The sequence below is a fragment of the Corynebacterium sp. 51B genome, from assembly GCF_008930785.1.
GTDB lineage: Bacteria > Actinomycetota > Actinomycetes > Mycobacteriales > Mycobacteriaceae > Corynebacterium > Corynebacterium megadyptis.
On record NZ_PQMK01000003.1, the window covers coordinates 56,497 to 70,603 of the forward strand.

13 protein-coding genes are annotated in these 14,107 nt (G+C 63.6%); 9 read left to right on the forward strand and 4 right to left on the reverse strand.

The annotated features are described in order from the left end of the window. Positions 1-16: 16 nt before the first annotated feature. From ppk2 to groL, 3 genes are all read right to left on the reverse strand, one after another. A complete protein-coding gene (ppk2, locus tag GBB14_RS04675; RefSeq protein ID WP_151530189.1) occupies positions 17-922 on the reverse strand; it encodes a polyphosphate kinase 2 in 906 nt (301 codons plus the stop codon). Between the two features lie 10 nt (positions 923-932). Further along, positions 933-1,757: a DUF2520 domain-containing protein gene (locus GBB14_RS04680; RefSeq protein WP_151530188.1), complete on the reverse strand. Its 825-nt coding sequence runs from the start codon at positions 1,755-1,757 to the stop codon at positions 933-935. A gap of 82 nt (positions 1,758-1,839) precedes the next feature. Continuing rightward, positions 1,840-3,486 (reverse strand): chaperonin GroEL, encoded by a 1,647-nt coding sequence (gene groL / locus GBB14_RS04685; protein ID WP_151530187.1) that lies wholly within the window; start codon positions 3,484-3,486, stop codon positions 1,840-1,842. Between the two features lie 231 nt (positions 3,487-3,717). On the opposite strand from groL, the gene GBB14_RS04690 reads away from it, so the two are divergent. Continuing rightward, complete coding sequence (locus GBB14_RS04690; RefSeq protein ID WP_151530186.1) at positions 3,718-5,073, forward strand: dipeptidase; 1,356 nt, start codon at positions 3,718-3,720, stop codon at positions 5,071-5,073. 165 nt (positions 5,074-5,238) lie between these two features. Here the strand turns inward: GBB14_RS04690 and GBB14_RS04695 are convergent, their stop codons facing one another. After that, positions 5,239-5,532 carry an Imm51 family immunity protein gene (locus GBB14_RS04695; RefSeq protein ID WP_151530185.1) on the reverse strand — a complete coding sequence of 98 codons (294 nt, stop codon included), beginning with the start codon at positions 5,530-5,532 and terminating at the stop codon, positions 5,239-5,241. Positions 5,533-6,064: 532 nt separating this feature from the next. Here GBB14_RS04695 and GBB14_RS04700 point away from each other — a divergent pair. From GBB14_RS04700 to GBB14_RS04740, 8 genes are all read left to right on the forward strand, one after another. Beyond that, positions 6,065-6,634, forward strand: coding sequence for an acetyl-CoA acetyltransferase (locus GBB14_RS04700; RefSeq protein WP_151530184.1), 570 nt, complete (start codon positions 6,065-6,067; stop codon positions 6,632-6,634). An 844-nt stretch (positions 6,635-7,478) separates the two neighbouring features. Then, complete coding sequence (locus GBB14_RS04710) at positions 7,479-7,727, forward strand: hypothetical protein (RefSeq protein WP_151530182.1); 249 nt, start codon at positions 7,479-7,481, stop codon at positions 7,725-7,727. Positions 7,728-7,798: 71 nt separating this feature from the next. Then, the gene (locus GBB14_RS04715) at positions 7,799-10,717 is read left to right on the forward strand and encodes a Na+/H+ antiporter subunit A (RefSeq protein ID WP_151530181.1); all 2,919 of its coding nucleotides are present in this window, start codon (positions 7,799-7,801) and stop codon (positions 10,715-10,717) included. Next, positions 10,707-11,210, forward strand: a complete 504-nt coding sequence (locus GBB14_RS04720) for a Na(+)/H(+) antiporter subunit C (RefSeq protein WP_151530180.1) — start codon at positions 10,707-10,709, stop codon at positions 11,208-11,210. The genes GBB14_RS04715 and GBB14_RS04720 overlap by 11 nt, the downstream gene beginning before the upstream one ends. Next, positions 11,210-12,844: a Na+/H+ antiporter subunit D gene (locus GBB14_RS04725; protein ID WP_151530179.1), complete on the forward strand. Its 1,635-nt coding sequence runs from the start codon at positions 11,210-11,212 to the stop codon at positions 12,842-12,844. The genes GBB14_RS04720 and GBB14_RS04725 overlap by 1 nt, the downstream gene beginning before the upstream one ends. Then, entirely contained in the window at positions 12,844-13,398 is a 555-nt protein-coding gene (locus GBB14_RS04730) for a Na+/H+ antiporter subunit E (protein ID WP_151530178.1), read from the forward strand. Before GBB14_RS04725 ends, GBB14_RS04730 begins: the two co-directional genes overlap by 1 nt. Further along, positions 13,391-13,669 (forward strand): monovalent cation/H+ antiporter complex subunit F, encoded by a 279-nt coding sequence (locus tag GBB14_RS04735; protein ID WP_151530177.1) that lies wholly within the window; start codon positions 13,391-13,393, stop codon positions 13,667-13,669. Before GBB14_RS04730 ends, GBB14_RS04735 begins: the two co-directional genes overlap by 8 nt. Beyond that, complete coding sequence (locus tag GBB14_RS04740) at positions 13,666-14,103, forward strand: monovalent cation/H(+) antiporter subunit G (protein WP_151530176.1); 438 nt, start codon at positions 13,666-13,668, stop codon at positions 14,101-14,103. Before GBB14_RS04735 ends, GBB14_RS04740 begins: the two co-directional genes overlap by 4 nt. Positions 14,104-14,107: the final 4 nt, after the last annotated feature.

Consider the following 14,107-nt stretch of genomic DNA (forward strand, 5'->3'; position numbering starts at 1 on the left):
GGTGTCGTGAAGAGGGCTAGTCCCCGATCTGGTCGCGGCCGCGACGCACAATCAGCGGATCGGGCTCGCCCACCAGCTCGTGATCCTTGCCGGTGTATTCGAACTTGCTCAGCACATAGCGCATGGCGTTGATGCGGGCGCGCTTTTTGTCATTGGACTTAATGGTGATCCACGGCGACTCATCGGTGTCCGTATAGCGGAATTGCTCCTCCTTGGCGCGGGTGTAATCATCCCACTTATCCAAGGATGCGAGGTCCATCGGCGAGAGCTTCCACTGGCGCACGGGATCGACCTGGCGAATCGCGAAGCGGGTGCGCTGCTCCTTCTGCGTCACGGAGAACCACAGCTTGGTCAGCGAAATACCGGAGCCCATGATCATGTTCTCCAGCATGGGCACCTCGCGGAGGAACTCGGCGTGCTGCGCCTCGGTGCAGAAGCCCATCACGCGCTCCACGCCGGAGCGGTTGTACCAAGAGCGGTCGAAGAACACGATCTCGCCGGCGCACGGGAAGTGCTCGATATAGCGCTGGAAATACCAGGAGGTGGACTCGCGCGGCGAGGGCTTCTCTAAGGCCACGGTGCGGGCACCGCGGGGGTTGAGGTGCTCATTAAAACGCTTAATCGTGCCGCCCTTACCGGCGGCGTCGCGGCCTTCGAAAAGAATGATGTGCGCCTGGCCGGTGTCCTTGGTCCAGTTCTGCCACTTCAAGAGCTCGATCTGGAGGGCGCGCTTGACGTGCTCGTACTCATCGCGGCTCATCCGGTCGTCATAGGGATAGTTCTCAAACCACGTATCCACCGGGCTGCCATCGGGCTTAACGAGTACCGGATCATCCTCATCCGAGTCATCAACGTAATAACCCTCGGTTGCCGCAAGGTCGATGACGGGCAGCTCTTCATCCTTCTTTTTCTTGTCAGCCATACCAATCAGTCTAGTCCCGAGATCGCGGCTGCGTTGGACAAAAGCGGAAATCCTTTTCTTCGCTTGTCGACGCCGCCTCGAGCACCTCCCACACCGTTGCCTCACCGCTGTGCGCCGCGAGCGCCCGGGTTAAGGCCACATAGCTGTCACGGGCTGGACCAGCGCCGATGGCAGCCAACTGGCGCTCTACGGTGGCGGCATCGGCCGGGGCGGCGGGGGTGAACTCTCCGGTGAGCGCGAGGCTCATGCTCTGTTGCACAAGCGGCTCGCTGAGCAGCTGCGCGCCCCGCATCGAGGGGGCATCCATACACTGCTCGACCAGCTCGGCGGTCTGGGCAGCGATCGCCGCCGCATGGTGGGAGCCGTGGGCCATGGCGGCGGCGTAGAGATCCCGCTGCTGCTCGGCGATGGCGATGGCATGGCCGTTCATCTCGGTGATGAGCAGTTCCGCAACGGTGGCGGCGAGCTCATCGCGCGTAGTCACGCCCCAGCCGCAGCCATCGAGGCGCGCCGCATCGGCGGCGATCATGGCGGGATGGGCGGCGATAGTGAGCGCCCCGCGCTCGGCCAGCGGCTGCAGCACCCCTACCCCGTGGCTGGCGGCGGTGTGCAGAACGATCTGTCGCGGCTGCACGTGTGGCAGGAGCTCGGCCACCGCCGCCTCTAGGTCGCTATCGGCAACGTCGAGCACCAGCAGCTGGGCAGTGTCTGGCGCCGCCGTGGCGGGTGCGTCCGTGTAATCGATGCGGTGGCCGACGGCGGCGAGCTTCTCCCCGATGGCTGTGCCCACTGCTCCCGCGGACACGATGGATACCCTCATGCGTGGTGCGTTCATGATTGCCGATGCTAGCGCACAGCACACAAGCCTCAGACCCGTGCGGGATCTGAGGCTTGTTAGTGCGTGTGAGCGGTGATGCTTACATCATGCCGCCCATGCCACCCATGGCGTCGGCGTCCGGCATACCGGAGCCAGCGGGCTGCGGCTTGTCGGCCACGACGGCCTCGGTGGTGAGGAACAGAGCCGCGATGGAGGCAGCGTTCTGCAGCGCAGAGCGGGTGACCTTCACCGGGTCATTGATGCCGGCCTCCATGAGGTTCTGGTACTCGCCGGTAGCGGCGTTCAGGCCCTCGCCGACGGGCAGGTTGGAGACCTTATCGGCCACCACGCCCGGCTCCAGGCCGGCGTTCTCGGCGATCTGCTTCAGCGGAGAGGAGAGTGCGGCGCGCACGATCTTCACGCCGATAGCCTCGTCGCCGGTGAGGTCCAGATCGGAGTCCAGCACGTGGGCGGCCTGCAGCAGGGCCACGCCACCGCCGGCAACGATGCCCTCTTCCACGGCAGCTTTGGCGTTGCGCACGGCATCCTCGATGCGGTGCTTGCGCTCCTTCAGCTCCACCTCGGTGGCGGCGCCGACCTTGATCACTGCCACGCCACCGGCCAGCTTAGCCAGGCGCTCCTGCAGCTTCTCGCGGTCGTACTCGGAGTCGGAGTTCTCGATCTCGGCGCGAATCTGGTTGACGCGACCCTCGATCTGCTCGGCGGAACCGGCACCCTCAACGATGGTGGTCTCGTCCTTGGTCACCACAACCTTGCGGGCGGTACCCAGCAGCGGGATGTCGGCGGTCTCGAGGGAGAGGCCGACCTCCTCGGAGATGACCTGGCCGCCGGTGAGGATAGCCATATCCTGCAGCATGGCCTTGCGGCGATCGCCGAAGCCCGGGGCCTTCACGGCGACGGACTTGAAAGTGCCGCGGATCTTGTTCACCACGAGGGTGGACAGGGCCTCGCCCTCGACATCCTCGGAGATGATGAGCAGCGGCTTGCCGGACTGCATGACCTTCTCCAGCAGCGGCAGCAGATCCTTGATATTGGAGATCTTGCCGGAAACCAGCAAGATGTAGGGATCCTCGAGGACGGCTTCCTGACGCTCCATGTCGGTAGCGAAGTAGCCGGAGATGTAGCCCTTATCAAAGCGCATACCCTCGGTGACGTCGAGATCCACACCGAAGGTGTTGGACTCCTCGACGGTGATGACGGATTCCTTGTTCAGCTTGCCGCCGCCCACGGCGTACATAGCCTCGGCGATCTTGGCGCCAATAGCGGGGTCCGCAGCGGAGATGCCGGCGGTCGCGGCGATCTGCTCCTGGGTTTCGACTTCCTTCGCACCCTCGAGCAGCTTCTCGGTCACGGCCTTCACGGCGCTCTCAATACCGCGCTTGATGCCCATGGGGTTGGAACCAGCGGCGACGTTACGCAGACCCTCGGAGACGAGAGCCTGGGCCAGCACGGTAGCGGTGGTGGTACCGTCACCGGCGACATCGTCAGTCTTCTTCGCAACTTCCTTGACCAGCTCGGCGCCGATCTTCTCATAAGGCTCTTCGAGCTCGATCTCGCGCGCGATGGACACGCCGTCATTGGTGATGGTCGGCGCACCCCAGCTCTTCTCCAGAACCACGTTGCGACCCTTGGGGCCGAGGGTCACCTTCACGGCGTCAGCCAAGGTGTTCAGGCCCTTTTCTAGGCCACGGCGTGCTTCCTCATCAAAAGCGATGATCTTTGCCATGTTGTTTTAGTGCTCCTTATATACAAGTTAAGGGACGACACTCAAGCGTCGATATCGGCGGGCGCCCGCGACGGCTGCAGTTGGTGAGTGTTGATTATGCCAACTTCACCCGCGTTTATCGTTGTCTCTTTGTTCTAGGCTGGCACTCGAAATGTCCAAGTGCTAAGACCTGTTCTAGCACTCTACCCTATTGAGTGCAAGAGCACCGGGGTGCCGCGTACGCTGGTCACCATGACTACACCTACTGCGGCGCGAGCAAGCGTCGAGAAGCAAAAAAGCCGTATTTTTTCCGATCTCTCCGAGCTCTGCTCCTTTAACTCTGTACACAGCGTGGAGGAGCTCAAGGAGGAGCACACCGCTGCCGGCGACTGGGTGCTGGCCGCCCTGCGCGAGCACGGGCTGGACGTGACCGCCTATGACACCATCGACGGCACCCGCACCTTCATCGGCACCAAGGTGATCGATGATTCCGCGCCCACGGTGCTGCTCTATTCCCATTATGATGTGGTGCCCGCCGGCGACCCGAGCGCCTGGACCTCGAATGCGTTCACCCTCACCGAGCGCGATGGCCGCTGGTACGCCCGCGGCGCCGCGGACTGTAAGGGCAACCTCGTGATGCACCTCGCCGTGCTGCGCACCCTCGCGGAAATTGGCGGACTGTCCTGCAATATCAAGGTGGTTATTGAAGGATCCGAGGAGCGCGGTGGCGCCGGCCTTGATGCGCTTATCGACGAACGCCCCGAGCTTTTCGCCGCCGATGCTATTCTCATCGCGGACTCGGGTAACGCCGGCGTGGGCGTGCCCACCCTCACCACCTCGCTGCGCGGCGGGGCACTGCTGAACGTGAAGGTCGACACCCTCGCCACGGCCGTGCACTCCGGCTCCTTCGGCGGCGCCGCACCGGATGCGGTGGCCGCGCTCATGCGCATGCTGGACTCGCTCCGCGATGAGCATGGCCGCACCGTGATCGAGGGCGTGGACTGCACCGCGAAGTGGCAGGGCATGGACTATGACCGCGAGACCTTCCGCACCGACGCCGGCATGCTTGAGGGCACCCACATCATGGGCACCGAGGAGGATAGCCCCGCAGATATGCTGTGGGCGCGTCCCGCCGTGAGCATCATCGGCTTCACCTCCACCCCGGTGAGCGAGGCCGTCAATGCCGTGCCCGCCACCGCCGAGGCGCAGCTGAACCTGCGTGTGCCGGCCGGACTGGACTCCGCGGAGGTTGCCGAGGCACTGAAGCAGCACCTGATCAACCACACCCCCTGGGGCGCGCACGTGGACATCAGCGTCTTTGACGTGAATTCACCCTTCTCCACCGCCCCGGAAAGCACCACGCTCAGCGTGCTCGGCGAGGCCCTCTCTGCAGCCTATGAGGGCAAGGAGACCGTGGTCATCGGCTCCGGCGGATCGATTCCGCTCACCTCGAAGCTGCAGGAGAAGTTCCCCGAGGCCGAGATCGCCCTCTTCGGCGTAGAGGAACCCTCCTGCACCATCCACTCCCCCAATGAGTCGGTCGATCCGGAAGAGATCCTCTCCATCGCCGTTGCAGAGACGATCTTCCTACAGAACTACGCAAAGTAGGGACGCCTGTTCACACATACGCCCTCCCAGCCAGCTAGGAGGGCGTATATTGCTTTCGCAGGCTTTTCCATAAAGGCATGGCTTCGTCTCCTCATGCCCACCCTGGGAGCAGCGTCAGCTCACTGCACGACGCCGATGAGTGCCGGCGCGCTCGCTGTTGAAGCGCTAGTCTTCGAGCTCCACGCCCGCAGCGACGGCCCGGTCAATGGTCTTCTTCAGTTCGGAAGGATTAGCGAATAGCTCGCTCAGCTGTTGCTTCAACGGCTCCAAGACGTCCTCACTGCCGATGACGCTGAACATGCCGGCCTCGCTATCAAAGCTCAACTCCTCAGGGGCTTGGCCGTTCGAGGCAAGAAGGAAAGAGGCAAGGCCTTCAATGAAGTATCCATGGGGCTCATAGCCCGCCTTGGATACCACCTCTTCTACCTCTTCACTGATGGCGCCTGTATCGGTGGCCATGGGGGTTCCTCCTTAGGAGTTACTGCCATGAATAATCATGTGGGACTTACAGGCCGCACGCTATGGCGGTGAAGCCGTAGCAGGGCTGGCTCGCCCTCCCCTGCGCCTATAGACACGCATTCCCAGCGGCGTCGTTGCGAGCCGCACCCAACGACTGATGCACCTCACCCCACTTGCCATCCCACCCTGTGGGTACCCCCATCCCATTCTACGTCTGACTAACATTTGCCACCGCCATGTGACACGGCTTACTATGCCCCACATGATCACCCGCCAAGCACACAGCCTTCGCGCCCTAGCCGCGAACGCACGCGCACCCCATGAGAGCGTGGCCCTTCGAGCCGCCGGACTCAAGGGCGTACGAGTACTGAAGGCTACGTACCTTGGCGGAGGAGCGCACAGCGAGGACTGAAACCTCCGCACAAGGCAGTAGTCGTTAGACCCCCAGAACCGCCTCATCGCAGGCGAAGAAATTTTCAGTCCTTCACACCGTTGTTTTTCGCTCCGTTGTAAAGGAATGTGATCCGGCATCATGCCCACCACCACCTACGCTCCCCAGTCTCAGCGCTCCACCATCATCGAGTACCACCGCCGTCCTACCCCGGCGAGCACGCACACTCCGATCCCCGCCGAGCGCACCACCTCCCGCACTTTTGCCGAGGACCCCTTCCGCGCCCGCTTCGGCCACCGCCTGCCCCGCGGCCTGCGGGAGGAAGCACGCGGCATGGAATGGCGCACCTTCGCCGCCACCTACGCCCCTCTGGGCGATATGCGCATCACTCACCTGGAGAGTGAGAACCTGCGCGGCGGCCGCTACCGCTACACCGCCCACATCACCGACACCACCACGGGCACACGCCACGAATCCACTCGGGAAATCATCGCCACCGGCCCCTGCTCTGCTGTCACCAACCTGCTGGCCGATATGGGCCGCCGCGTGGAAATCCTCAGCTTTCACCAGTTCGACATCTTCGAAGCCACCGTCACCTTCATCTACACCTGCGAGAACAACAAGCGGGCATGGGCCATGGGGTTCGGCCCGACCTCGGAGGCTTCCGTTGCCGCAGCACTGAGCACAGCTGCTGCTCGCCTGCACGGCTAAAAGCATTCGGCACGCGGTTCCTCTTGTTTGAGGGTGTGTTTATCTTGTTCTGCGAAGCCACACGTGCTCTCCGCAGCAGATCGAACTTGCCGCCGATTACTTTCTCACTGTCCAGAGGCACGGCACTGTCACAATCCTCCCCGGGAGCCGAGGGTGTCACATGGGTTGATTGGCGGCTTCCCTCTTGCGGCCCTCGAAGGCTTCCTGCCGCGTCTCTACTCCACACCGCCGGCTAGGTAGCCAAGCCGTCACATGCCTGAAATGCACAAGGCAAAAATCCCCCAATGGCTGCGTGGAATCAGTTGAGAAATTACACTAGAACTAGGAGCTTGGCTACCGAGGAGGGCTACTATGGTGAACAGCTTTACTAAAAAAGCTGCTCGGTGGACATCAATCCGGGCGTGACGCCCACCAAGATTGAGCAGGAATTGCAACCATTTGTCGAACCCGGACCTAGTGACAGTATCCATATAGATACTTCTAGGGCGCGTAGTGCGGGGGTATCTGATGAAGCTTTGGACGTGGCAGAAGCACTCAACGAGCTCTACCGGGAGAGAGACATAGGCTATCGGAGCTGGTTCGATCCATCCACGTGGCCGCGGTACGGCAACTGGTGTGGCAAGGGACATCGCGGCCCAGGGGCGCCGATTGATGCTATCGATGCAGCATGCCAGCGGCATGATTGGCGCTATGCAAGGCATGGATTCGGGGACTGCGGTTACGACCGGAATCTCCGGAACGAAGTGGACCGTGACCACTACGCCCTAGGGGTAGGTAAAAAAGGTCAGATCGCAGCCGAAGTGATTATTTTCTGGCTTGACCACAAGAGTTGTACGTGGCACTAATGAATGCCGGCGCAATGGACAAGCTGATTCTCATCCTCGGCTGGGCTGCCATCGTGATCTCAATTGCGATCCAGACGATCGGTTCGATATCCATGCTGGGGCAGGCGTGGCCGTGGATCTTCATTTCCGCGGCGGTGGGGTGTGCGGCATGGCTGCGAAATACCGCGCTCGCGTGGGGCGTGGTGGTGGCCATACTGTGGCCACTCATGGTGCTGCTGATGTTTGTGCTGTTCTTCAACGCCCCCTAAGGCTGCGGTTGGTGCCCGAGGCCTCGTTTAGAATGAGACACGTTGCTTCCTCTACTAGATGAGGTGGATGTGTGCTTCTTCTGCTCCTCTGCTTAATTGCCGCGTCGCTGCTCGCACCCGTACTCCTGCGGGTGATAGGGCGCGCGGCATTCGGTGTGGTCGCACTGGTTCCCGCCGCCGGGTTCTGGTGGGTGCTCACCACCTACTTCACCACCCCGGAACCCACCACCCGCACCGCCGAGATTCCGTGGATGAGCGGCGCGCACCTGGACCTCGATTTCCGCCTCGATAGCCTCTCCGCGCTCTTTGCGCTCATCATCTTGGGCGTCGGCGCCCTCGTGCTGCTCTATTGCTGGGGCTATTTCAACGCCAACCCGCGCCGGCTCGCCACCTTCGGCGGCTGCATGGTGGCCTTTTGTATGGCCATGTACGGGCTGGTGATCTCCGACAACCTGCTGCTCATGTACGTGTTCTGGGAGATCACCTCCGTGCTGTCCTTCCTTTTGGTGGGCTACTACGGCGAGCGCGCCTCCTCCCGCCGCTCCGCCGGGCAGGCGCTGATGGTCACCTCCCTCGGCGGCCTGGCGATGCTGGTGGGCATCGTGGTCTTCGGCACCCGCTCGGGGCAATGGACGCTCTCTGGTCTGGTTAGTCACGGTATCGGGCCGGATGCGGCGTGGATGGGTGCGGCCGTGGCCCTCGTTCTCGCTGGGGCGCTCAGTAAATCCGCGATCGCCCCCGCCCATTTCTGGCTGCCCGGTGCCATGGCCGCCCCCACCCCAGTATCGGCCTATCTGCACTCGGCGGCGATGGTGAAGGCCGGCATCTACCTAGTGGCGCGGCTCTCGCCCACGCTCAATGGCATCACCGCCTGGCATCTGATTGTGCTGCCGCTCGGCATTTTCACCATGCTGCTCGGCGGCTGGATGGCGCTGCGGCAAAAGGATCTGAAACTGATTCTGGCCTATGGCACCGTCTCCCAGCTGGGCTTCATCATCACCGTGATGGGCGTGGGCGCGAAAGCAGCGCTCATCGCCGGCCTAGCACTGATGCTGGCGCACTCGATGTTCAAGGCCACCCTGTTTATGGTGGTGGGCGCCATCGACCACTGCACCGGCACCCGCAATAAAAATAAGCTCTCCGGGCTGGGCCGGAAGAAGCCCGGGCTGGCGCTGATCGCCGCCCTCGCCGGGGCCTCCATGGCCGGGCTCCCGCCCTTCTTCGGCTTCGTGGCCAAAGAGGCGGTATTTGAGACCCTGCTGCACGAACCACTCTTGGTGGGGCTACCCGGCCAGGCCACCCTGCTGGGCTTGGTGGTGGGCTCGGTGCTCACTGTGGCCTATACCCTGTATTTCTTCCACGCCGCTTTCTTTCGCAAACGCCCCGATCATCCCAGCGGTGGCGGCATCTCCCCGGCGGTGGCCACCATGGATACGCTGAGCTTCACCCAATGGGCCCCGCCCCTGGTGCTGGCTTTGGCGGGACTGTTTTTCGGGCTGCGCCCCGAGCTGCTGGATCAGGCGATCAGCATTCACGCGGGCACCGTCTACGATGACGCCGAGATGCGCGCCGTCGCCCCCTCCGGCGAGCTGGCGCTGTGGCATGGCTTCGGCATCCCGCTGCTGCTCACCGCAGTGATTATCGCCGCCGGTGCGATCATGCACTGGCAGCGCAAAACCCTCGAGCGCTTCCACTTCGACAAACCCGCGCTGGGCTCGGCGGATGCCGCCTATGATTCCACCCTGGATACGCTGCGGCGGCTGTCGCTGCGCATCACCGCGAATACGCAGCGCGGCTCGCTGCCCATCAACGAGGCCGTGATTCTTTTGACCTTCTGTGTGCTGCCCATGGTGGCGATCCTGCTGGGCGAACGCACCAATGTGCGCATGACGCTCTGGGACACCCCGGTGCAGGGAGTGCTGGCGCTGATCATCATTGTGGTGGCCATCGCCACCACCCGGATGGACAACCGCCTCTCCGCGGTGGTGCTGCTGGGGGTGACCGGCTATGGGCTGGCGCTGATCTTCGCCACCTATGGCGCCCCGGACCTCGCGCTCACCCAGCTGCTCGTAGAAACCGTGTCCATGGTGGTGTTCATGCTGGTGCTGCGGAAGCTGCCGGCGGAAACCTCGGCGCGCACCCGCACCGGCTATCTGCGCGGCCGGGCGTGGCTGGCCGCCGCGGTGGGCATGACCACTGTGGTCCTGGGGGTCTTCGCCATGAACGCCCGCAGCGTGGCCCCGATTTCCGAGGCGATCCCCGCCCTAGCCAAGGACATCGCCCACGGCGCCAATGCGGTGAACGTACTGCTGGTGGATATTCGCGCCTGGGATACCCTGGGCGAGATCTCCGTGATCGTGATTGTGGCCACCGGCGTGGCCTCGCTGGTCTATCGCACCCGCAGCTTCTCTCGCGTCTCGCGGCGGCCGGTGCTCCACGAGAGCACCTTCGGCGGGCAGTGGCTGTCCGCCCCCGGCGCGCATGAGCGCGAACGCAACCGCGCCCTAGTGGTGGAGGCGGCGACCCGGCTGAGTTTCCCGGCGATGATTGTGCTCAGCGTGTTCTTTTTCTTCGCCGGGCATAATGCCCCGGGCGGCGGTTTCGCCGGCGGCCTGGTGGCGGGGCTGGCCTTTGCCTTGCGCTACCTGGCCGGCGGCCCGGAGGAGCTGGAGCAGACCATGCCGGTGGATCCGGGCAAGATCATCGGTAGTGGCTTGGGGTTGGCGTCGATAAGCGCCGTGGCCCCGCTGCTGCTCGGCGATGCCCCGCTGCGCAGCTATGTGCTGGATCTGCATGTGCCGCTGATCGGCGAGATGCACCTGGTGAGCCCGCTGATCTTTGATCTCGGGGTGTATCTCATCGTGGTGGGGCTGGTGCTCTACATTCTGCAATCGCTGGGCGGGCAGCTGGATCGCGATGAGCGCAGCCGCCGCCGCAAGGCCGTGAAGAAGGAGACCGCTAGGAAGGAGATGGCGCGCCATGGTAGTTAATCTCTCACTCGTCCTCGCCGCTGGGGTGTTGGTGGCGGCGGGCACCTTCCTGCTGCTCGAGCGCGCCATGACCAAAATGCTCATGGGCCTGATTCTCATGGGCAATGGCGTGAATCTGCTGATTTTGCTCGCCGGCGGCCCCGCGGGAGCGCCGCCGATTATGGGGCGCAGCTCGGCGCTTGACGACGCCGACTCCGATCCCCTCGCCCAAGGGATGATCCTCACCGCCATCGTGATTTCCATGGCGATGACCGCCTTCATTCTCGGCCTCGCCTACCGGCAGTATCGCTATGGCACCGCCGACCTGGTGGAGGATGACACCGAGGACACCGCCGTGGCCACCCGGCCGCTGGCCGCCTCGGCCGCGCCGGACCACGACGCCTCCGATGATCCGCTCACCGGCGAGCCGACGGAGCGCGGCGATCTCTTCGGACCCTCCAGCTTCGAGGCACCGGTGCACGGCCAAGGCAAAAAAGAAGGAGACGAGCAGTGATGGATACCCTCGCGCCGCTGTTTCCTTATCTAATCCCAGGCCCGATTCTGCTACCGGTGATCGCCACCGCGCTCATCCACCTGCTCTCCAGCCGGCGGGTGCAGCACGTGGTGGCCATGGGCACCTTCATTCTGCTGCTGGCGCTGTGCACCCTCATGGTGGTCTACGTGGACCAGGCCGGGGTGCAGAGCCTGCAAATCGGCGGCTGGGATGCACCCATCGGTATCACCCTCGTGGCCGATCGCATCTCCACGCTGATGCTCACCGTCTCCTCGCTGGTGCTGCTGGCGGTGATGTGGTTTGCCATTGCCCAGGGCATGCGCGATGGCTCGGAGAAAGACCCCGTGAGCGTGTTCCTACCCGCCTATCTGCTGTTGAGCATGGGCGTGAATATCGCCTTCCTCGCCGGGGATCTCTTCAATCTCTATGTGGGCTTCGAGGTACTGCTCGTGGCCTCCTATGTGCTGCTCACCCTCGGCGCGGCGCGGGAGCGTATCCGCGCCGGTATCGCCTATGTGATGGTGAATATGCTCTCCTCGGTGATCTTCCTCATCGGCATCGCCCTCACCTATGCCGCCGTGGGCACGTTGAACCTGGCGCATATCTCCATCCGCATGGAGGAGGTGCCCTCCGGGGTGCGCACCGCCATTTTCGCGGTGCTGCTCGTGGCCTTCGGAGTCAAAGCCGCAGTCTTTCCCCTCTACTCCTGGCTGCCGGACTCCTACCCCACCGCCCCAGCCTTGGTGACCGCGGTGTTCGCGGGGCTGCTGACCAAGGTGGGCGTGTACTCCATTATTCGGATGCGCTCCGTGGTGTTTCCCGACGGCAGCCTCGATACCGTGCTGATGTGGGCGGCGCTATTGACCATGCTCTTCGGCATCCTCGGCGCGATGGCCCAAAACGACATCAAGCGTTTGCTCTCCTTCACCCTGGTCAGCCACATCGGCTTCATGATCTTCGGCATCGCCCTCGGCACCGCGGAGGGCTTGAGCGGCGCGATCTTCTACGCCGTGCACCACATTTTGGTGCAAACCGCCCTGTTTTTGGTGGTGGGGCTGATCGAGCGCCAGGCGGGTTCCTCCTCGCTGCGGCGGCTCGGCTCGCTGGCCTGGACCTCGCCGGTACTCGCCACGCTCTTTCTCATCCCCGCCCTCAACTTGGGTGGCATCCCGCCTTTCTCCGGATTCTTGGGCAAGGTGCTGCTCATCGAGGCCGGCGCCACCCGCTCTGGGGCGCTGGTGTGGCTGCTCATCGGCGGCACGGTGCTCACCAGCCTGCTCACGCTCTACACCATGGCCGTGGTGTGGTCCAAGGCCTTCTGGCGCGACCGCTCCGATGCCCCCGAGGGCAACCAGGCTTTTGCCCGCCCCACCACGCTGATCGAAAGCACGGACACCATCGAGATCACCGAGCGCTCCGATGTGGGCCGGATGCCCAGCGGCATGGTGGCCTCCACCTCCCTGCTGGTGGCCGCCTCACTGGCCATCACGGTGCTCGCCGGGCCGCTGTCCGAGGTGACCACCCGCGCCGCGGAGTCCACCCAGGATCTGGCGAACTATCGCAGCGCCGTGCTCGGCCATGACAGAGGCAACGATGAGCCGGGCCGCCAGCCCGCACTCCGAGGAGACCAGTGATGATTGAAGGATTCAAACGCCGCTTCCGGCCGCTCTCCGTGGTGCTGCTAGCCATCATCTGGGTGATGCTCTATGGCGAGATCACCCCCGGCAATATTCTCGCCGGCCTCGGCATCGGCGTGGCAGTGACGGTGCTGCTGCCGCTACCGAGCGTGCCCATGACGTGGTCCCGCATCGCCTGGTGGCAGCTCCTCCGGCTGGCCGGGGCCTTCGTGGGGGATCTGGTGGTCTCCTCCGCCCGGGTGGCGTGGATCGCACTGCGCCCTGGGCAGCCGCCGCGCTCCGCCATCGTCTATGTGCCCATGCGCGTCCAAGACGAGTTCGTTTTTGCCCTCGCCGCCACCGTCTTGAACCTCACCCCGGGTGGCTCGGTCTGTGATCTCGATGTGGCCAATCGCCGCATGATCTATCACGTGCTCGATGGCCGCTCCCCCGCCGCTATCGCCGCCGCCAAAGAAAGCGTGCGTGCCTTGGAGAAGCGGTTGATCGCCATCTTCGAAAGCGATATGCAGAAAAACGGGACACACAAAGAGAAGGTGAGCCCTCGTGGATAATGATCTCTACACCGCCCTGCTCATCATCCCCTCAATCATGCTCTCGGTCTCGGCGCTCATCGCGCTGGGGCGGATCCTCGTGGGGCCGAACTCTCTGGACCGGCTGCTCAGCTTCGATGCGATCGTGGCCATGTCCCAGGCGGCCCTGGCGCTGTATATCTGCTATACCCTCGATACCACCGTGTCGAACGCCATGATGGTGCTGGCGCTGCTCGGCTTCATCTCCACCGTGGCCGTCACCCGATTCCGGAAGCGAGACGCCCGCCGATGACCTCCGCTTTGTTGATCGCCTCTTTTGTGTGCCTCACCTTCGGCGCCCTGCTCTCGCTCTCGGCGAGCCTCGGGCTTGCCCGCTTCCGCGACACCATGCAGCGGCTGCACGCCATCACCAAACCCCAAACCCTCGGGTTGATCCTGGTGATGCTCGGAGCGATTCTGCGGGTGATCGCTATTGAGGATTTCGGCTCCGCAGAGCGCGGCGATATCACCGCCATGGTGCTGGTGATCTTCTTCGCCCTGCTCACCGCACCAGTGGTGGCGCAGCGCTTCGGCAGGATCGCAAGGCAGGAAAAGCTTTACGACGCCGAGCTCTTGACCAGCGACGAGCCCGTCGAGAAGCAGCGCAAGGAGCGGGAGAAGGAACAGCAGCGGCAGAAGGAAGAGCAGCGCCGCCGCAAAGAGCAGCGGGGGCGGCCAGAAGACTAGGAGC